The sequence below is a fragment of the Pseudoalteromonas sp. GABNS16E genome, assembly GCF_028598715.1.
Taxonomy (GTDB): domain Bacteria; phylum Pseudomonadota; class Gammaproteobacteria; order Enterobacterales; family Alteromonadaceae; genus Pseudoalteromonas; species Pseudoalteromonas atlantica.
Map to the genome: position 1 here is coordinate 43,144 of NZ_JAQREZ010000013.1, position 19,098 is coordinate 62,241.

At 40.1% G+C, this 19,098-nt stretch carries 18 protein-coding genes; 6 read left to right on the forward strand and 12 right to left on the reverse strand.

What is annotated here, in order from left to right; genetic code table 11:
• Positions 1 to 11: 11 nt before the first annotated feature.
• The 8 genes from PSI06_RS07715 to PSI06_RS07750 all read right to left on the reverse strand — a co-directional run bounded on the left by PSI06_RS07715 (position 12) and on the right by PSI06_RS07750 (position 9,136).
• Positions 12 to 626 (reverse strand): DsbA family protein, encoded by a 615-nt coding sequence (locus PSI06_RS07715; protein ID WP_273603509.1) that lies wholly within the window; start codon positions 624 to 626, stop codon positions 12 to 14.
• Positions 623 to 1,720, reverse strand: coding sequence for a GGDEF domain-containing protein (locus tag PSI06_RS07720; protein ID WP_273603510.1), 1,098 nt, complete (start codon positions 1,718 to 1,720; stop codon positions 623 to 625). Before PSI06_RS07720 ends, PSI06_RS07715 begins: the two co-directional genes overlap by 4 nt.
• A 3-nt stretch (positions 1,721 to 1,723) precedes the next feature.
• Entirely contained in the window at positions 1,724 to 3,613 is a 1,890-nt protein-coding gene (locus tag PSI06_RS07725) for a methyl-accepting chemotaxis protein (protein WP_273603511.1), read from the reverse strand.
• A gap of 245 nt (positions 3,614 to 3,858) precedes the next feature.
• The gene (locus tag PSI06_RS07730) at positions 3,859 to 5,112 is read right to left on the reverse strand and encodes a sugar MFS transporter (RefSeq protein ID WP_055254170.1); all 1,254 of its coding nucleotides are present in this window, start codon (positions 5,110 to 5,112) and stop codon (positions 3,859 to 3,861) included.
• An 84-nt stretch (positions 5,113 to 5,196) separates the two neighbouring features.
• A complete protein-coding gene (locus tag PSI06_RS07735) occupies positions 5,197 to 6,084 on the reverse strand; it encodes a substrate-binding periplasmic protein (RefSeq protein ID WP_273603512.1) in 888 nt (295 codons plus the stop codon).
• Positions 6,085 to 6,174: 90 nt separating this feature from the next.
• Positions 6,175 to 6,687: an RNA methyltransferase gene (locus PSI06_RS07740; protein WP_004586351.1), complete on the reverse strand. Its 513-nt coding sequence runs from the start codon at positions 6,685 to 6,687 to the stop codon at positions 6,175 to 6,177.
• Complete coding sequence (locus PSI06_RS07745) at positions 6,687 to 7,199, reverse strand: YcgN family cysteine cluster protein (protein WP_273603513.1); 513 nt, start codon at positions 7,197 to 7,199, stop codon at positions 6,687 to 6,689. Before PSI06_RS07745 ends, PSI06_RS07740 begins: the two co-directional genes overlap by 1 nt.
• Positions 7,200 to 7,294: 95 nt before the next feature.
• Positions 7,295 to 9,136 (reverse strand): DUF885 domain-containing protein, encoded by a 1,842-nt coding sequence (locus PSI06_RS07750; protein ID WP_273603514.1) that lies wholly within the window; start codon positions 9,134 to 9,136, stop codon positions 7,295 to 7,297.
• Positions 9,137 to 9,288: 152 nt separating this feature from the next.
• Here PSI06_RS07750 and PSI06_RS07755 point away from each other — a divergent pair, with 152 nt between their 5' ends.
• Entirely contained in the window at positions 9,289 to 10,560 is a 1,272-nt protein-coding gene (locus PSI06_RS07755) for a Xaa-Pro dipeptidase (protein ID WP_273603515.1), read from the forward strand.
• Positions 10,561 to 10,770: 210 nt separating this feature from the next.
• Positions 10,771 to 13,188: a TonB-dependent receptor gene (locus PSI06_RS07760; protein ID WP_273603516.1), complete on the forward strand. Its 2,418-nt coding sequence runs from the start codon at positions 10,771 to 10,773 to the stop codon at positions 13,186 to 13,188.
• Positions 13,189 to 13,256: 68 nt separating this feature from the next.
• On the opposite strand, the gene adhP is transcribed toward PSI06_RS07760, so the two are convergent.
• Complete coding sequence (gene adhP, locus PSI06_RS07765) at positions 13,257 to 14,267, reverse strand: alcohol dehydrogenase AdhP (protein WP_004586356.1); 1,011 nt, start codon at positions 14,265 to 14,267, stop codon at positions 13,257 to 13,259.
• Positions 14,268 to 14,471: 204 nt separating this feature from the next.
• Between adhP and PSI06_RS07770 the strand changes: the two genes are divergently transcribed.
• Positions 14,472 to 15,023, forward strand: a complete 552-nt coding sequence (locus PSI06_RS07770) for a GbsR/MarR family transcriptional regulator (RefSeq protein ID WP_004586357.1) — start codon at positions 14,472 to 14,474, stop codon at positions 15,021 to 15,023.
• A gap of 52 nt (positions 15,024 to 15,075) precedes the next feature.
• Here the strand turns inward: PSI06_RS07770 and PSI06_RS07775 are convergent, their stop codons facing one another.
• Positions 15,076 to 16,092, reverse strand: a complete 1,017-nt coding sequence (locus tag PSI06_RS07775) for a lytic murein transglycosylase (protein ID WP_004586358.1) — start codon at positions 16,090 to 16,092, stop codon at positions 15,076 to 15,078.
• Positions 16,085 to 16,372 (reverse strand): YcgL domain-containing protein, encoded by a 288-nt coding sequence (locus tag PSI06_RS07780; protein WP_004586359.1) that lies wholly within the window; start codon positions 16,370 to 16,372, stop codon positions 16,085 to 16,087. The genes PSI06_RS07775 and PSI06_RS07780 overlap by 8 nt, the downstream gene beginning before the upstream one ends.
• A gap of 155 nt (positions 16,373 to 16,527) precedes the next feature.
• On the opposite strand from PSI06_RS07780, the gene minC reads away from it, so the two are divergent.
• From minC to minE, 3 genes are read left to right on the forward strand one after another with little or no spacing between them, the layout of a single operon-like run.
• A complete protein-coding gene (gene minC, locus PSI06_RS07785; RefSeq protein ID WP_004586360.1) occupies positions 16,528 to 17,235 on the forward strand; it encodes a septum site-determining protein MinC in 708 nt (235 codons plus the stop codon).
• A 5-nt stretch (positions 17,236 to 17,240) separates the two neighbouring features.
• Positions 17,241 to 18,050 (forward strand): septum site-determining protein MinD, encoded by an 810-nt coding sequence (gene minD / locus PSI06_RS07790; protein WP_004586361.1) that lies wholly within the window; start codon positions 17,241 to 17,243, stop codon positions 18,048 to 18,050.
• A gap of 1 nt (position 18,051) precedes the next feature.
• Positions 18,052 to 18,315 carry a cell division topological specificity factor MinE gene (gene minE, locus PSI06_RS07795; RefSeq protein ID WP_004586362.1) on the forward strand — a complete coding sequence of 88 codons (264 nt, stop codon included), beginning with the start codon at positions 18,052 to 18,054 and terminating at the stop codon, positions 18,313 to 18,315.
• An 85-nt stretch (positions 18,316 to 18,400) separates the two neighbouring features.
• Here minE and PSI06_RS07800 read toward each other — a convergent pair whose 3' ends face one another.
• Positions 18,401 to 18,991, reverse strand: coding sequence for an outer membrane protein (locus PSI06_RS07800; RefSeq protein WP_332307459.1), 591 nt, complete (start codon positions 18,989 to 18,991; stop codon positions 18,401 to 18,403).
• Between the last annotated feature and the right edge of the window lie 107 nt (positions 18,992 to 19,098).

A 19,098-nucleotide genomic window follows, 5' to 3' on the forward strand; every position in this document is an offset into this window, starting at 1 on the left:
TTGGCTAGTTGTTAAGCTAATAAAGCGTTAATTGTGTTTAGTGTTTGCTGGTGATCGGTGTAATTTATTTTAATTGCAATGGCTTTATTATCAGTTATTAATACTAACGAAGGAAAGCCTTGTATTGGCAAACTTGCACTAAATGCTAACTCCTCGTGTAATTTTTGATTCAAAGCCTCTGAGCAAAGTTCCTCGCTAAACTGTTGTTTATCTAGCCCTATTTTTTCAGCTAAGGTAATTAGAGTACTTTCATCAGATGGGTTTTGGGCATGTAGATAATATGCATGTTGAATTGCCTCTATCATTTGTGGCTCTTTATTATGCGCTCTGGCAATAATCGCCGCTCTGCAGGCTGGGTAAGTAGAGCGCCTTGGCTGACAAACCTGCCAATAATCAAAATTAAACTGTGTGCCCAACATCGCACTAATTTTATGCCACGTGCTTTGGAGCATAGCGCGCATATTTTCTGGCATGGGTTCTTGGCTATCTGGAGCAAGCCCCCCTACTTTGTATTCTATAGTCAGCTGCGAAGCTAATGCGGCTTTTAGTTTTAACCACGTCGGTTTATATCCCCAGCACCAACTGCACATAGGGTCGTGTACATATATAAGTTTAGTTTGAGTCATAGTGTTCCTGTGTGATTTGATACAACTTTGTTACGCCCTTGCTCTTTAGCTAGGTACAGGTATTCATCTGCTTGTTTCAGTGCACGGCTGTAATGATCCACATTATCAACCTGTGCCCCCCCAATACTACAGGTAATAAATACCCGTTTATTATCGCTGGTTAAAATAGCTTGTTTTGCGACACATTGTCTAAAATCATCGGCTAATTTTGTAGCCACTGGGGCTGTTTCTTTAGGTAAAATCACCACAAACTCTTCGCCTCCATAACGGGCTTTAACTGCGGAGTTTGGAAATTGTGAATCAAGTAATTTGGTAAATTCTATCAACACTGTATCGCCAAAGTCATGACCATAGGTATCGTTTAGTCGTTTAAAATAATCTAAATCAAGTAATAAAATAGAAAACGGCAGGTAGTTTTCGGGCGTTTTAGCAGCTAATTTTAAAAAGTGAGCGGTGATGAAACGCCTGTTCGCGCCACCCGTTAACTGATCTGTATAGGCATCTTGCGTTTGCGCAAGGGTTATATCAGCAATTGCAAGGTGACTTTTATGCCTGAAATATTCACCTATAAACGAAAAAATAAACACCAGTGTAAAAGAGGCTAAAAAACGAGACTTTTCAATACCGCCATAGTTAACTTGGCCAAAATCAGGCCCGTATAAAATAACACTGCAACACAGTAATAAGCCTAAGCCAAGCCTGCAGCCATGCTTTACACCTAATGAGGCAAAACACACTACAGGGTAAAACATTAGCCAATAAAGCGCGGTATTTTCTTTTCCTCCGGTATACGTAAGGGCCACGCACATAATAAACACTATACACATACTTATAAGTGCAACCATTTCAAGCTTGGCTGTTTTTATAAAATAAAAAGTGCCGCTAATAAGGGTAATATTAACGGCTATTAACGACGCGGTAAGAATAGGCGAATACACCTTGTAGTTAAACACCACCAACATAGAGATAACAATAATAGCAATGGCTATCATGGTGAATAGTGAAAATGCTTGGCGCTGTTTATCCGAGCTATACACCTTATCTATGTTAATAAGGCTTAACCAACTTTGTCCTGTAACCGATTTTTTTGGCATATTTTAAACTCTAAACTTTTGAACCATTTGCTCTAAATCACTAAATTGTTGTTTAAGTTTAGTACATTCATTGAGGGTGTTTTTTAAATTTTCTTGGCTTTGTACCGATAACTCACTCATGCTTGTAATGTCTGCGTCGAGCACTTTAACAAGGTCGTTTTGCTCAACAGTGGCATTGGCAACACTATGATTAGCACTGCTAATTTGTTTTATTGACTCTATTATTTGGCCCATTAACACGCTCACACCTTCAGCGTGCTCTACGCTTTTTTCACTGTCTTGAATGCTTGTTTTCATCAGCTCTACCGCTTGGTTTGAGCCTCTTTGTAATTGCCCTACGGTATCTTCAATCTCTTGGGTAGATTGCTGAGTACGATGAGCTAACTGGCGTACCTCATCAGCCACAACAGCAAAACCGCGCCCAGCTTCGCCTGCTCTTGCAGCTTCAATTGCCGCATTTAATGCAAGTAAGTTGGTTTGCTCGCTCACACCTTTTATCACCTCAAGCACTTGCCCAATACTAATTGTATGCGCGTTAAGGCTATTAATAGTGTGTTGCGCTTGTTCCATATTGGCTGATAACTGATGAATACTATTAACGCTGTGCAATAAGGTTTGCTGGTTTTGTGTTGAATGCTCATCTGCATTTTTAGCTATTACAGAAGCGTCACTGGCGTTATTAGCAATAGCCATAGCCGATTGCGAAAAATTATTAACCGCCATGGCCACACTATCAGTACGTTTTGTTTGGTCATGGTGCATGGCTAGTGAAGAATGTGTTTGCGACACCACGCTGGCTATTACGCTATCGAGTTGTTCAGTCGTTAATTTAACGTGTTCAATAGAGTGCTGAATTTTTTCAATAAAAATGTTAAACGAGTGACTAATTTGGCCAAATTCATCATTGTTTTCAACCTTTAAACGTTTGGTTAAATCGCCTTCGCCTTTTGCAATATCTTCTAGTGCATCATTTAGGCGCGCCATAGGTTGCATTAAGTAACGCAGTAAAAATTGCATAAACACAATAATGGCCACAATTCCCACTAACATATAAATAAGCGCGTTAATACCAAAACGAGACACCTCTGCATAGGCTTGGTTTTTATCAATAACGACACCTAAATACCAGTCAACATTGTCTATGCCACGTATTTTAGTAAACGATATCAACTGCGGCTCACCCGCTATATCATATTGTGTAAATTCGCTATTAAGCTCAGTAGATTGGCCAAATAATTCGGCGGTGTTTTTTAAATTAAGTTCGCTATTAGGATGGCTCAGCACTTGGCCATTTTTATCTACTAAAAAAGCATACCCTAACCCTAAAAAATCAATATCGTTAATTATTTCAGTCACTGTGTGCATGTCTATATCTGCACCCGCTACGCCACTAAAGCGGCCATTGCTTTGAATGGGCACAACGGCAGATATAGTCAGCTCGTTGGTGGTTACATCAATATACGGGGTGGTAAATGCGGTATAGCTTTTATTTTCAACTAACTTATACCAAGGGCGCGAGGTGGCATCAAAATCAGAGGGCAATACAATGCTTTGATCGTTAAGTATAAATAAACCACTTGGTTTACCTATATACGTATTTTTAAAGCCACCAGCGTATTTAGCAGTATTAAGCTGGGCAAGGGTTAACTGTTTTGGATCACTATTTTTGTGAGTTTGCGCAATCGATTTTACTATGGTGAGTTTAGCGTTAAGCCAGCTTGCAATGTTTTGTGAGGTAGATTCTGAATTTTGCTTAAGGACTAAATCGAGCTGCTGTTGCGTTTGGTTTCGCATGGCGATGTAATTATTTATAGCAAATAAACCCAGTACAATAACCAGTACCATAGATGCTGCAATAGTCACTTTTGAGGTGAATTTAAGTGAGTTAAGCATGACTGCCCTTTTTTATTTTTTGTTATTAATTATATTTTTAGCAAAAATTTAAAGGTATGTCGTCGTTAATGAGGTAGATAAGCAGGTTATGTACTTAAAATAAGAATAAAGAACCACCTCTATTCACTATACAGTTGTAACACCACTGCTTTTTAAAAAACAAACCCGCATTTGGAACGTTCCTATAAAATGGTGATAAAAAAGCGACTGAATACGTATTCAGTCGCTCTTTCATCGGGGAGTATTTACCACTTTTTAGCTAAACGAACAACGTTCAAGCCATACCAAGCAATAAATACATAACACACTAGCGGAACAAAAAAGCTTTGCTGAATATTAACAACATCAGCAATGTAACCTTGTAATAACGGCACCAAGGCACCCCCTACTATTGCCAAACACAACCAACCAGAGCCTTTACTGGTTAATGAGCCTAAGCGCTCTATCGCTACAGAAAATATAGTCGGGAACATAATTGAGTTAAATAAACCAATGGCCAGTACCGCGTACAGGGCTACATTGCCCTGCGTAAATATAGTCACAAGTAACAAGGCAATTACCATGCAGGCATTAAATGCCAATGCTTTAGATGGCGCTATTTTTTGTAGAGCAGCAGAGCCAATAAAGCGGCCAACCATTGCTCCGCCCCAATAGTAGCTGATCAGTGCAGCAGCAGCGTGCTCTTCAAGCCCAGCTATATGTGCTTCACCAAAAAAGTTAACTAAAAAACTACCTATAGCTACTTCACCACCGACATAACAAAATATAGCAAATACGCCCATTGTTAAATGAGGTGCCTGTGTTAGTGAGCGAGTTTCATTAACCGGGTTATTTTCTTCTTTATGGCCCTCTATTTCAGGAAGCTTAATAAAGGCAAATACGATAGCAATAATAAGTAAGGCCGCTGCTAACATTAAATAAGGTACTTTTACAGATTCAGCAGTAGCAGCACTTGCCGCTAATGTACCTGCGGTACCAAAAAACAGGATACCCCCAACATACGGGCCTACTGTTGTCCCTAAGGCATTAAGTGCTTGCGCTAAATTTAGCCTAGATGAGGCGGTTTTTTCTGGCCCTAAAGCAGCTACATACGGGTTCGCAGAAACCTGCAAAACAGTTACACCAGCAGCCAGTACAAATAAAGCACCTAAAAACAACCAGTATTCATGCACCACCACCGCAGGGTAGAACAACATACAGCCAATTGAGGCAACCACTAGGCCGGTTAGTATGCCTTTTTTATAACCTAATTGTTTAACCAAAATTCCAGCTGGAATAGAGACAATAAAATAGGCGCCAAAAAAGCAAAACTGTACGAGCATTGCTTCAAAGTAAGTTAGGTCAAAAACGCCTTTCAGACGAGGGATTAGTACGTCGTTTAAAACGGTAATAAAACCCCATAAAAAAAACAGTGTGGTCATTGCAGTCAGCGGTAACAGGTAATTTTTATTTTGTTGCTCTTTGACCGCAAATGATTGATTGGTATTTATTTCACTCACGTCATTTTCACTCCATTAACAAGTTGAAAATGATTTTACACGTTTGCGACACATTATAAGTACAAAATAATTGGAACGTTACAATTAATCACATTCATTTAATAAGGCTTGTTTCATCCTTTGGGTTTCGCCGCTATTTTTAAATTTGTATAAAGCAGTATTAATATCTTCTAATACAGTGAGCCAGTTTGGTGTTTTTTTACTTATCGCAAAATATAAAGGGTTATATTGAATTGCCTTGCTCTCTGGTTCAATAGCACTAAGTAGGGTCTGTTTTTCGCTATCGGGTAAAGCGGCATATTTTACCGAGTAAAGTAACACAGCGGGGTCGCCTATAATTAAATCTACACGCTTTGCCGCAAGTAACTTTACCAGCTGTAAATCATCAACGGCATTAATGATGATAAATTCGTTGTTATCCATCATGGCATCAAACTCAGGGGTATTTTGATACCCTCTTACAACACCAATACGCGAGCCTTTAAGCGACTTTAAATTGCCATTAAACCTGTCGGGCTCGCCTTTGCGTTTTAAAAAACCTATGTTACCGCCTTCAAACGAATTAGAAAGCCCTAACAGCTTACGGCGTGTTTTACCTTCTATGTAATCAGATGGCGCGGTGTCTTCAATATAATACTCTGGCATTAACACATCAGCTTTACCTAGCTCTACAGAACGAACAGCTCTCGCCCAAGGAACAAACTCTATATAAGCACTATAACCAGCGCTATGTAGAATCGCCGTACTAAATTGATATACCCAGCCTTTGTTACACAGCTTATTACCTATGTAGGGCGGCCAGTCTAATGTAACCACATGAATTGTTTGATTGCTGTTTGGCGTGCTAAATAGGTAACCCGATTTATAGCGCTCACCTATTACAGTGTGACGAGTATCATCTTGCATGTAGGTCACAGGAACCTCAGCAAAACAATAAGATGAAAAGAGTATGAGGATTAAAAATAAACGCATAATTAAATTTCATTTACAATATGTTCCTAAAGTGTAGAACTTAGTACATAAAGTAAAAGAAATTTTAATTAAAATTACAGCAGTGGGTGCTTAAGCTTTTACCCACTTCATTTTATTATTGGTATCGCGAGAATTAATAATAGTTGAGTCGCTGCTCTCTACCCCACCAAGTTTGGCTAAACGGTCGTAAAGTACCACATTGCAGGTGGCCGCAAGGTTCATACAACCAATTGTAGGTACGTAAACCACTTCATCGCACCATTTTAAAACCTCTTTTGGTACTGAGCCGTCTTCTGGCCCAAATACATAAAATGCGTTTTCAGGGTGTTTAAAATCAGGTAACGCAGTGGCGCCTTCAATCAGCTCAATAACCACAACCTTTGCGCCTTCAGGTTTTACACTGAGTAGGTTATCAGTGCCGGTAAGTGCAATACGCTCAACAACATTTTTAGTGTCGGTATGAAACTTTTTAGCATTTAAGTAGCGACTACCGGTAAAAAATACTTGTTTAGCGTCATAGCAACCCGCGGCACGTAAAACGCCGCCAACATTTGTCGGGCTTTTAGGATTAATTAAACCTATTACAGCCTTAAGCTCGCTCATTAGTCGCAATCCTTTGTTGGCCACTCAGCAATGTATAAATCAAAGTCATCGAGCTTTACGTCACAGTCTTTTACGGTTTTATCTTTAACAGTAATACCAAGCGCATGCATTTGGGTTTTGTCACCCTGATTTAATAGCGGATGCCAAGAGGCTAAACCTCGCCCCTCGTGGAGACGGCGATAACTACAGCTTTGCGGCATAAAAAAGATATCTTTAAGGTTGGCTTTGGTCAGTTTAACGCAAGAAGGGACCAGCGTTTGGCGGTTTTCGTATTCGCTACAACCACAGGTATTGTTATCAAGGTATTGGCAAACAATGTTGGTGAAAATAAGCTCTTCACCTTCACGTAGTTGATCGGTGGCGGTAAATTCGTCTTCATCTTCACTGTCAATAAAGGTATTTAAACAGCACTTTCCGCAACCATCACAAATCGCTTCCCATTCGTTTTGGTTCATATCGGCTAAGCTTTTTTTAAGCCAAAACTGTGTATTTGCTAACTCTTGATCAAACATAATTTACTCGCGCCCCTAAAGAGCGCGCATTCTAACGTATTGCTACAGCGTGCGCAAAGCCCGTGCCTTTATTTGTACGGGCTTTGCGCATTTTGCTATTTACTGGCAGTAACCCAACGTTTAATTTTTTCCTCTAAAATAGGCATCGGTAAGGCACCATCAATCAATATTTGCGTATGAAACGCTTTAATATCAAACTTATCACCTAACTCTTTTTTAGAGTAGTCACGTAATTGTTGAATTTTAAATTGCCCCAATTTGTACGACAGTGCTTGGCCTGGCCATGCAATATAACGCTCAACTTCTGCTATCACATCGCTTTTAGCCATTGAAGAATTGGCCAGCATGTAATCGATTCCTTGCTGTCGTGTCCAACCTTTTGCATGAAATCCTGTATCAAGCACTAAGCGCATTGCTCTAAGTTGCTCATCAGCCAAACGCCCGTACCACATATAAGGGTCTGTAAATAAGCCCAGCTCTTTTCCTAAGCTTTCTGCGTACAACGCCCAGCCCTCTGCAAATACCGTGTAGCCGCCAAACTTTCTAAAATCTGGAAGGCCATCTATTTCTTGCTGTAAAGCAATTTGAAAGTGATGGCCTGGTGCGGCTTCGTGAATAGAGAGCGTTTCTAATAAAAATTTTGGCTGCGCTTTTAAGTTATAAGTATTGATGTAAAAAATACCTGGTCGAGAGCCATCGGGTGCCGGCGCTGCATAAGATGCACCCGCTGCAGATTGGGCTCGATAAGGTTCAACCGCTTTTACAACATAAGGGGCTTTAGGCGCAACATCGAACAGTAAAGGGACGCGCACATCTATTTTTTGTTTTATATCTTCATACGCTGCAATTAATGCCTCTGGCGTATCGTAATAAAATTGGTCCGAATCACGTAAGTGCTGAAAAAATTCATCCAAAGTGCCGTTAAAACCTACCTCGTGTTTTACTTTTTTCATCTGACTTAAAATACGCGAAACTTCACTTAAACCAATCTCATGTATTTCATCTGCAGAAAGGCTCAACGTGGTATTTTTTTTAATTTGATATTCATACCAAGCTTTACCATTAGGCAAGTCGCTATAGCCTACAGTTTCTCGGCTTTGAGGAATGTATTGATTGGCTAAAAAGTCGCTCATACTTTTGTATGCAGGCACTAATTGCTGCATAATAAGTGCTTTATATTGCGCCTTTATTTGCTGCTTTTGCTGTGCAGTAAATGAGGCTGGTAAGTTTTTAATTGGCCCCCAAAATAACGAATCCTCTGCATTTTTAACCACATGCGCAGCAAATTGTGGCTGAAGCTTTTTAGCTAATGGTTTTGGTAAGGTAATGCCCGCTTTAATCCCCTTCGCCATCACGCGCTCTACACTGCTTAGCCAGGAAATAAAGCCTTCGCTTCGTTTTATAAAATTATTGTAATCTTCTACGGTATTAAATGGCTGCGCACTTTGTCCCGAGCCAAAACCTGCAAAGGTATTATGCGCTCCCGCCATTTGGTTAATAGGGAGCATATAGCTTGGAAATTGCATTCCCTCTAAATTAAGTGCTAGGTCTCTTTGTAATATTTCATAGCTGAGTAACGCTTGCCCTGTTAACTGCGCCTTATCAATAAGTGTTAAACGTTGTTGATACTTTTTGTAAAACGCGGCTTTTTTTGCCCTATTCTTTTGGGTAATAGCGGGGGTAAACTTATCATTAAATTCACTGCGCCCACTATAAGTTGCATTAATAGGTTTAAAGCTGAGTAACTCGTTGTAGTACTGTGCTACAAGTACATCTAATTGCTGCTCATAAGAGAGCTCTGAAACAATAGCCGCAGGTGCGTTTGACGTGTTTAGCTGTGCACTATTGCCAGTGTTATTACTGGTTTGTGTGTTCATACAGCCACTTAAAGCAAACATAACGCCACTGGCAACTAAGGCTAATTTAATTGATTTCATGGTAATCCTTTTTAGTATCGTCAGCCGATTATGCGCATTTAACCTGCGTTAATAAAGAAATTACGATAAGTGGCGATTAACCTATTATATTTACACTTTTATATTAGGTTGTTACATTTCAATTAATTAAACCGCCACCAGAAGAAAAAACAATGAAAAAAAAGCTACTCAGCGCCTCCGTTGCACTTATGTGTTTAGGAAGCTTTAACGCGCAAGCCCTTACTTATATATCAGCTAAAGCCATGGTAGATGTACAAACTGGCGAGGTTATTCAATCGCCGCTGATCACCATTGATAATGGGGTGATCACTGATGTTACACAAAACAAAAAGCCGAGCATGAGCAAAAACGATCAGCATATTGATTTACCCGAGCTCACTTTAATGCCGGGCCTTATGGATATGCATGTACATTTGACCAGCGACCCTACGGTATCTCGAAGTGAGCGTTTAAGTCAGTCGGTACCGCGCATGGCCATTAAAGCCGCGCACTTTGCTAAAAAAACATTGCTTGCTGGTTTCACTACCCTCAGAAATGTAGGAGCCGAGGGCTATAGCGTGATTGCAGTGCGTGATGGTATTAACGCCGGAGATATTGTAGGCCCGCGTATTTGGGCAGCTGGCCCTTCGCTTGGGATCACAGGCGGACATTGCGATAATAACCGTTTACCACCAGAGCTAAAATACACTTCAACAGGTGTAGCCGATGGCCCATGGGCTGCACGTGTAAAAGTACGAGAAAACATAAAGTATGGCGCTAATGCCATTAAGTTTTGCGCCACGGGGGGCGTTTTTTCTAAAGGTACAAAAGTGGGTGTACAGCAATATTCATTTGAAGAAATGAAAGCCATTGTAGATGAAGCCCACATGCGTGATTTACCTGTAGCCGCTCACGCACATGGCACAAGTGGTATTAAAACAGCTATAAAAGCCGGCGTAGATAGTATTGAACATGCCAGCTTTTTAGATGATGAAGCCATCGCACTTGCTAAAAAACATGGCACGTGGTTATCAATGGACATTTATAATACAGAATACACACTGAGCTTTGGTGAGCAAAATGGGGTAAATGAAGAAAACCTCAATAAAGAACGTCAAGTGTCTAAAAAGCAACGCGACAGCTTTAACCGCGCAGTAAAAGCAGGTGTAAATATGGTATTTGGTACCGATGCTGCTATTTACCCTCATGGCGATAACGCCAAACAATTTAGCCGTATGGTTAAATTTGGCATGAGCGAATTACAAGCAATACAGGCTGCCACCATTAACGGTGCAAAGCTATTAAAAATGGATAATAAATTGGGTCAGCTAAAAACAGGGTTTGCAGCCGACATTATTGCCGTAAAAGGTAATCCACTTAAAAATATCTCTGTGCTTGAGCGCATTCCTTTTGTTATGAAAGCAGGCGTTGTTTATAAAAAATAGTCATTAATTAATGTATTATTTTACAAAAGCATGAAAGCTTACACTTTCATGCTTTTTTATTTACCGCATTAATTTAACCTTAAATTTACTTTTTAGAACAATAACTCACCTACTACGCAATTAATTTCACTTTTTTAGAATTTTTTATTCACTTAACGAATAATAACTATTACTATTCGCACACTTCATGGAATGCGAATAATTATCAATATGAAAAAGTTCAAATACTCTCTTGTTACACTTGCGTGTTTAAACGCATCATTAGCGGTTGCTGCAACAACGGCTGAAAAAGACATTGAGCGCATCAGCGTTTACGAAAAGCAAAACCAAGTTGTAATGAGCTCAGGCCTTGCAACTAAATCAGACATGTCGTTAATGGAAACACCGGCACCGGTTGTTATTATTGACCGTGAACTTATAGAGTCACAAGGTGTAGACAGCCTACAAGAGCTTGTACGTAATGTAAGTGGTTTAACTCAAGCTGGTAATAACTACGGTATAGGCGACAATTTAGTCATTCGTGGTCTTGATGCTAATTACACTTACGATGGTATGTATGGCGGTGCAGGCTTAGGTAATACATTTAACCCAACTCGTTCACTCACTAATGTTGAGTCGGTTGAAGTACTTAAAGGCCCTGCTACCGGTTTATATGGTATAGGCAGTGCTGGTGGTGTTATAAATCTGATTGAAAAAAAGCCTGAGTTTGAAGAAAAACATAAAATATCTGCCGAACTTGGCCAATGGGATAGTTATTCACTTGCCTTTGATAGCACCAATGCGATTACCGATGACCTAGCGTATCGCGTAATGGCTAAAACGGCCTCAAGCGATGGCTTTCGTGATTTAAAAGAAGACCGCGACGAAATTTATACCTCGCTTAAATACATACTAAGTGACAAGCAAGATATCATGCTCTCTGCTGCCTATATTAAAGACTCAATTGCAGTAGATTCTATTGGCCACCCTATTCGAATTTATAATGCAGAAACCGCCAATGGTTTAACTGCAGGTGAAGTAACTGGCGCAGATTTAGTAAATGACCCATCTGGTGATGGTGTTCAATTAACTGCGGCTCAACAAACACAATTGGCAGATTCGCTTTCATCAACCGATGGCCTTACCCCGTATGATTTTGGTACTAACGGTATTATCTCTCCTATGGCGGATGATAATAAAGGTGAAGAGCTTCGCTTTAAGCTAACCCATAATTACTTTATTACAGATGATTTATTTTTAAATCAGCAGTTACAGTACCGTAACTACACATCAAGCTTTGCTCGTCAAACTGGTGCGTTTAATTATGTGTATTCAACACGCGATGGCATTATAAATAACGACCCGCGTGCCCCGTTAGTTGAAGAAGGTGTGCTTTACCCGTTTGCAGCGCGACGCCAAGAATACCGCCAAGTAGAAGCTGATGAAAAGTCATGGCAGTATTTCTTAGATTTACGCTATGACTTTATGTTAGGCGACGTGGATAACGAATTACTTGTTAATGCAAACTACGAAGACAGAGACATTCGCTTTAAACAGTATTCTATTTACGATGCAGACAAAGTTATTTACGACAGCGAAGGAAATGTACTGTATCAAGGCACGCTGCCATATATTTATGATATGCGCTCGCCAAATTGGCCAACAGGTAGTTTTGATGACTACGACCCGCTAAAAACCAGTGACTACAATAAAAAAGTACAAGCGTGGGGCTTAGGTATTCAGCACGTAGGCTATATTACTGAGCAGCTTATAACTCGAGTTGGTGTTGCTTATAATCGCATTAAGCAAACATATGAGCACTATGGTGTAGATGAGCGTTATAGCTCAAGCCGCGCTGAGCCAACGCCTGAAGCAAACACATCAGACAGTGGCTTAACTTATAACTTAGGCGCAACGTATCAGCCTACTGAAAACTTTTCCGTGTTTATTAACCACGCTAAAGGCCGTACTGCCTACAGTGTATTAGGCTCAGTAGCAGGTACGGAGGCTGACCGTGAAGACTCTGAGTCTATCAGTAACGATTTAGGCTTTAGATTTAAAGCATTTGATGATCAGCTTTTAGCATCACTGGTGGTATTTGAAAGCGCGCGTACAAACCTTGAATACACAAACCCACTGTATGAAGCCGGTGTGTCTGGACCTGATGTAGTAGAGAGCTACTACGATGGTGAAGAGCAAACCAAAGGCGTTGAACTCGATTTAAATGCGCACTTAAACGAGCAATGGAAAGTAAATGTAAACGGCGTATACCAAGATGCCCGCGATAAATCTAACCCAAATAGCAGCAGTTACGATACACGCCAAAAAGGCGTACCGTATGTAACGGCAAGTACGTGGGTTACCTACTACGCCGATATGTTTAACCTACCTGAGGCTGTTAACATAAGTGGCGGTATTACTTTTGTAGATAACAGAAGCACAAACTCTAGCTCGTTTAGTATTCCTGATGGCTATGTACCAAGCTATACGGTGTACGACGCAGCAGTTTCGTACACCACTGATAAGTGGCACATGCAGCTTAATTTAAACAATTTGTTTAATAAAAAGTACTACTCTAAAGCCATGTTTTTAGGTGGTATGCCAGGCGAAGAGCGTAATGCAAAACTAAGTTTTAGCTACACACTTTAATAGTTTAGATGTTTAAAAAGCACGGTTTTGTTTTTTCCAAACCGTGCTTTTTTGCTGTAGCTATTTAATTAAATAGTAACAACAATTCGGCCGTTAATTTCACCTTTAAGCATATCATCAAAAATTTCGTTAATATCCTCTAACCGTTTTTCTTCAATAATGGCTTTTACTTTACCTTGAGCTGCAAACTCTAAACATTCTTGTAAATCCTTACGTGTACCAACAATGGAACCGACTACCGAGACGCCATTAAGTACGGTATCAAAAATAGGTAGCGGCATATCCTCTGGAGGTAAACCGACTAATACACACTTACCACCACGGCGTACACTTTTATAAGCTTGTTCAAAACCTGGTTTAGATACAGCGGTACACACAACCGCGTGTGCACCACCTACTTGCTCAAATATTGCTTCACTCGGTATAACATGTTTAAAATCAAGTGTTATATCGGCTCCCAACTCTTTTGCTAGAGCCAATTTAGACTCTCCCGTATCAACAGCTATAACATTAAAGCCCATAGCTTTTGCGTATTGCACGGCTAAATGACCAAGCCCACCTACACCCACAATAGCGACCCAATTGCCCGGTTTTGCGCCTGAAACTTTTAATGCTTTATACGTAGTAACACCTGCACAAAATAATGGTGCAGCCTCAGCAAAACCTAAACCATCAGGAATTTTTATAACGTAATCGCCATGAGCTAAACAATACTCTGCATAACCACCGTCAATTGAGTAGCCTGTATTATGTTGAGATAAACAGAGGGTTTCTTTACCTTCTAAACAAAATTCACAATGTCCGCAGGCACTATAAAGCCATGGTACACCTACTCTATCACCAACTGATAAATGCTTTATGTTACTGCCGACTTCTTCAATAATACCCACACCTTCGTGCCCGGGTACTAACGGCATTTTGGGTTTTTCAGGCCAGTCGCCATGACATGCGTGTAAATCGGTGTGGCAAACACCACAAGCCGCTATTTTAACTAACACATCATTAATACCCACCTCTGGTTTAGGAAGGTCTGTTATTTGTAATTTACCTTTATACTGAGTATTTATTGCAGCTTTCATAGTCATTCCATCGTAATTGAAAAAAATAAAAAAAGGATTTATTTATGTATTGTTGTGTGTACAACATATCCCAATATAGATGTGCAAATATTAATCTAAATCATACTTTAGTCTTTATAATCGATTTATAAAGTAGCTAAAATCTTGCTATCCAAAATCAGCATGCTAGCATTACTTTCTGAATTTACTGAAACTTAAAAAGCTATGAGTCTATCTGAAAAAAACTTAGCCTTTGTTATGCACTGTGGTGAAATGGGCAGCCGTTGGGGTTTCAATCGTACGATTGGCCAAATGTGCGGTTTGCTGATCATCACCAAAGAGCCCATGACCGCAAATGAGATTGCCGATGCGCTAAGTATCTCGCGTGGCAATGTAAGCATGGGAATTAAAGAGCTCCAGTCATGGCAATTAATTAAAGTGCATCATATCCCTGGTGATCGTAAAGAATATTACGCCCCAGCGGGTGAAATTTGGGATATGGCTAATCGCGTATTTGAAGAGCGTAAAAAGCGTGAAATAGACCCTACCCTAAGTTTGCTGCGTGATAACCTTTTAGACGAAGCAAACAACGAAGAAGAGCGCTATGCACAAAAGCAAATGGGCGAAATCCACAACCTACTCGAAACGGTTACTAAATGGTCTTCAGAGTTACAACGCTTAAGCCCAGAGCAGCTTAATAAGCTAATGAAGCTTGGTTCAGGAATTGGCAAGGTTATCGATTTAAAAGATAAAATATTTAAAAAAGAACATGATTAAACAAATAAAAAAAGCCGCATAGCGGCTTTTTTATTACACAACAGCGTGTAAATTATATTTTTGGATAACCAATTCTATCTGATAGATAGCCCACGCTGGTGGCAAAGTAATATGAGCGGTTCCAGTGCATAAACACTTTGTAGTTATCGTACGCTAAGTACATACGCCCATTAATGTCATCAGGCATTACCAGTGCAGCGCGTACATCAACATTAGGTAAGTCAGAGCCGTCAGCTTTGCGAACACCCAGAGCCTGCCAGTCTGCAAGCGAGCGCTCTGAGTCGTTCCAATATTCTAACCATTGCTTACGTGTTTTAGTGCCACGTTTTAGCACGTATTTACTGTCAAAATTTTCAGGTAATTTTACCTGGCGACCCCAAGTTAGTGAGTCATTCCAACCTTCTTGTTTTAAATAATTGGCAATCGATGCAAATGCATCCTCTTTTGTGGTCCAAATATCTTTACGGCCGTCGTTATTGTAATCAACAGCGTAGGCGTTAAAAGAGGTAGGCATAAACTGAGTTTGCCCCATTGCTCCAGCCCAAGAGCCTTTAAATTTATCAAGCGTAATATGGCCTGACTTTAAAATATCTAATGCTGCCCAAAGCTGGCGCTTATAAAGTGCTTCACGACGACCATCAAAGGCAAGCGTCACTAGCGATGAAATAACATTATGGCCACCTTGTATTGTGCCAAAGTTACTTTCAAGGCCCCATAGTGCCACTATAAAGCGTGCTTGTACGCCAAACTCTTTTGCAACTTGTTCAAGTACATCTTTATTTTCTGCGTAGAGTTTACGTGCACGATCAATTTTCCATTGCGGTACACGTTTTGGTAAGTAGGTTTCGAGGGTTTCTTTAACCTCTGGCTGGTTTTTATCAGCCGATACTACTTTTTCTTTGTATGAGGCAGTCGCAAATGCATCGTCAATTAACTTGCTATCGTACCCTTTTGCAATGGCCTCTTGTTTTAAGTCACTTAAATAAGTTTGAAATTCGGCCTGCGTTTTAGCAACTACAGAGCCACTTAAACACACTGAGCATAAAATTACGGCTAACTTTTTAATCACTATCAACTCCGTTTTCTTTTCGTAATTGGCTAAGTAAATTTTCTTCCGGCGGTGGAATTTGCAAATAGTAACCCTTGTCTGGGTCAGCTAACGCTGCTTTTACTGTTTCAAGGTCGGCACCGCCTAAATGATCACGCTTTGCTAAATTGATAATCATTACATAAATAGGTTGACCAAACATAGCCAGTAAAGGTTCAGGCACTTTACTAAAATCATCTCTTTTTTCAACAAATAAGAAGGTATCCGCTTTTTTCTTACTTTTATATACCGCAGTGAGCATAATGGCCCTATTTAATCTTGCTTAACATTGCCGCACACTATAACATGAGAGTAATAATAAGTTAGAAAAATTAGATTAGAAATTTCATTAAAGGCCTTATTCAGCCTACGTTTATCTAAAATTAATTTCTAATCAGACAAATCAATTGAGCGTGTATGTCGGAACAAATTTTTGAGCTAAAAGGGAACCTTTTCACGTTGTCAGTATTGCATCTTTATAGCACTGATATCGCCCTTCTAGCAGAACAGTTGTATGTAAAAATAGCCCAAGCTCCTCGTTTTTTTGAAGGAGCGCCTATTGTTGTTAATTTAGAAGAAATTAAAAACAGCTCACTTGATTTTGTACATTTAAAATCTCTCATTGAGCGTATGAGCTTTAATGCTGTAGGTGTTTGTAATGGCTCAGATGAGCAACACACGCAAGCTAAAGCCGCTGGCCTTTCTGTACTAAATTACTCGCAAGATGCTAAAAGTGCACCCGTTAAACAAGAGGCGCCAAATACCTCTATTGTTGAAAAAAACGTGTACTTACCTGCGCAAGTAATTAATGGCACGGTACGCTCAGGGCAGCAAGTTTATGCAAAAGACAGAGACTTAATTGTACTTGGTGCAGTTAGCCATGGTGCAGAAGTAATAGCCGATGGTAATGTGCATATTTATGGCACCTTACGCGGGCGTGCTATTGCAGGTGCAAAAGGGATTAAAGACGCCTGCATTTATTGCCAAAAGCTCGAAGCCGAATTGGTTTCAATTGATGGCAATTACTGGATCAGCGACTCATTACAAGGTGAGCACTGGGGCAATGCAGTACAAATACAACAAAAAAACGAATCATTAGAAATTTCAGCTTTGGTTAAAGGATAAATCTCATGGCAAAAGTAATTGTCGTTACCTCTGGTAAAGGCGGTGTTGGTAAAACAACATCAAGTGCTGCAATAGGCACCGGTTTAGCTTTAAAAGGCTATAAAACAGTTATTATCGATTTTGATATTGGCTTACGTAATCTAGATTTAATTATGGGGTGTGAGCGCCGCGTAGTATACGATTTTGTAAACGTAATAAACGGCGAAGCCAACCTAAATCAAGCGCTTATTAAAGATAAACGCGTTGAAAAATTATTTTTACTACCCGCATCACAAACACGTGATAAAGACGCCCTTACCCGTGAAGGCGTAGAGCGCGTTTTAAACGAACTAAAAGAAGACTTTGACTACATTGTGTGTGATTCACCTGCAGGTATTGAAGCCGGTGCAATGATGGCGATGTACTTTGCTGATGAAGCAATTGTAACAACAAACCCTGAAGTATCTTCGGTGCGAGATTCAGACAGAATTTTAGGTATTTTACACAGCAAATCAAAACGTGCTGAAGAAGGCCTAGAAAATATTAAAGAGCACCTATTATTAACACGCTACAACCCTGATCGAGTTGAAAAAGGTGAAATGTTATCGGTAGAAGATGTTAAAGATATTCTATCGATTCCTTTACTTGGTGTTATTCCTGAGTCGCAAGCGGTATTAAGTGCGTCTAATTCAGGCCAGCCAGTAATACTTGATGGTGATTCAGATGCAGGGCAAGCATACGCTGATGCAATCAATCGCTTACTCGGTGAAACAGTCGATTTTCGCTTCTTAGATGTTGAGAAAAAAGGCTTATTTAAACGGATTTTTGGAGGTTAATGTGTCTTTACTTGACTACTTCCGCTCAGAAAAGAAAAATAGCGCGTCATTAGCAAAAGAGCGATTGCAGATCATTGTCGCGCACGAGCGTTCGCAACGCGGAACACCGGATTACTTACCACAATTAAAACAAGATATTTTAGATGTGATCCGTAAGTACGTAAATGTAAACACTGATGCAGTGCAGGTACAGTTTGATCAAAACGAAGATGATTTAGCGGTACTTGAGCTCAACGTGACATTACCTGACGAAGAAAAAAAGTAGCACAACTAAAAGCGGCATTTTAAATGCCGCTTTTTGCTTTGCACACTCACTACACGTATGTGGTGCATTGTGTTGTGTTTTAAATTTAAAAGTTTACACGTAAACCAAGTAAAAACTCATGGCTTGCTGCACTGTCAATTTTAAAGCCATCGGTAAATGCATCTTGCCCCGTTTGCACATCACCAAATTCAATGTATTGATACTCAGTGTATAACGACATAGTTTTAGTTATTTGATAGTTAACCCCTGCACCAATATTCCATGTAAATTCAGTTGAATCGTTATCAGCATACGCATCGTAATAGCCATCAACATTTCCATCGAATGCGTCAAAAGCGCTAATGCCTGCACCACCTAATTTTGCAGAATAGCTGTTATCGGCAAGCCCCAAACCCGCTTTAATATAAGGCGTAAACGCGGTGCTGTTATCAAAACCGTAAAAGCCTTCAATTGTATAAGTGGTGGTTTTTAAATCCCCCTTTAATACATACTGCTCACCTTCACGTGCACCCACACCTACTTTTGTATCGCTATAATCGGTATCATGATAGCTAATACGCGCCTCTACTCTAAACTGAGGATTGAACTGATAACCTAAACCAATACTGCCTACACTGCCCTCACCGGCATCAAATTCAGATGGAAAATCACTATCTACGGCAATATTGTTACCAATAGCTTGAGAGTCATTTGCTTGCGAACTATAGCCTACATGTGCAGTTCAATAAAACCCCTCTGCACTAGCTAAAGTAGGTGTGGTACACGCTAAAGCAATTGCGGCAA

Coding starts and splice junctions, on each gene's coding strand:
- PSI06_RS07715 (WP_273603509.1), bottom strand. CDS start 626: ATGACTCAAACTAAACTTATATATGTACACGACCCTATGTGCAGTTGG.
- PSI06_RS07720 (WP_273603510.1), bottom strand. CDS start 1,720: ATGCCAAAAAAATCGGTTACAGGACAAAGTTGGTTAAGCCTTATTAAC.
- PSI06_RS07725 (WP_273603511.1), bottom strand. CDS start 3,613: ATGCTTAACTCACTTAAATTCACCTCAAAAGTGACTATTGCAGCATCT.
- PSI06_RS07735 (WP_273603512.1), bottom strand. CDS start 6,084: ATGCGTTTATTTTTAATCCTCATACTCTTTTCATCTTATTGTTTTGCT.
- PSI06_RS07740 (WP_004586351.1), bottom strand. CDS start 6,687: ATGAGCGAGCTTAAGGCTGTAATAGGTTTAATTAATCCTAAAAGCCCG.
- PSI06_RS07745 (WP_273603513.1), bottom strand. CDS start 7,199: ATGTTTGATCAAGAGTTAGCAAATACACAGTTTTGGCTTAAAAAAAGC.
- PSI06_RS07750 (WP_273603514.1), bottom strand. CDS start 9,136: ATGAAATCAATTAAATTAGCCTTAGTTGCCAGTGGCGTTATGTTTGCT.
- PSI06_RS07755 (WP_273603515.1), top strand. CDS start 9,289: ATGAAAAAAAAGCTACTCAGCGCCTCCGTTGCACTTATGTGTTTAGGA.
- PSI06_RS07760 (WP_273603516.1), top strand. CDS start 10,771: ATGAAAAAGTTCAAATACTCTCTTGTTACACTTGCGTGTTTAAACGCA.
- adhP (WP_004586356.1), bottom strand. CDS start 14,267: ATGAAAGCTGCAATAAATACTCAGTATAAAGGTAAATTACAAATAACA.
- PSI06_RS07770 (WP_004586357.1), top strand. CDS start 14,472: ATGAGTCTATCTGAAAAAAACTTAGCCTTTGTTATGCACTGTGGTGAA.
- PSI06_RS07780 (WP_004586359.1), bottom strand. CDS start 16,372: ATGCTCACTGCGGTATATAAAAGTAAGAAAAAAGCGGATACCTTCTTA.
- minC (WP_004586360.1), top strand. CDS start 16,528: ATGTCGGAACAAATTTTTGAGCTAAAAGGGAACCTTTTCACGTTGTCA.
- minD (WP_004586361.1), top strand. CDS start 17,241: ATGGCAAAAGTAATTGTCGTTACCTCTGGTAAAGGCGGTGTTGGTAAA.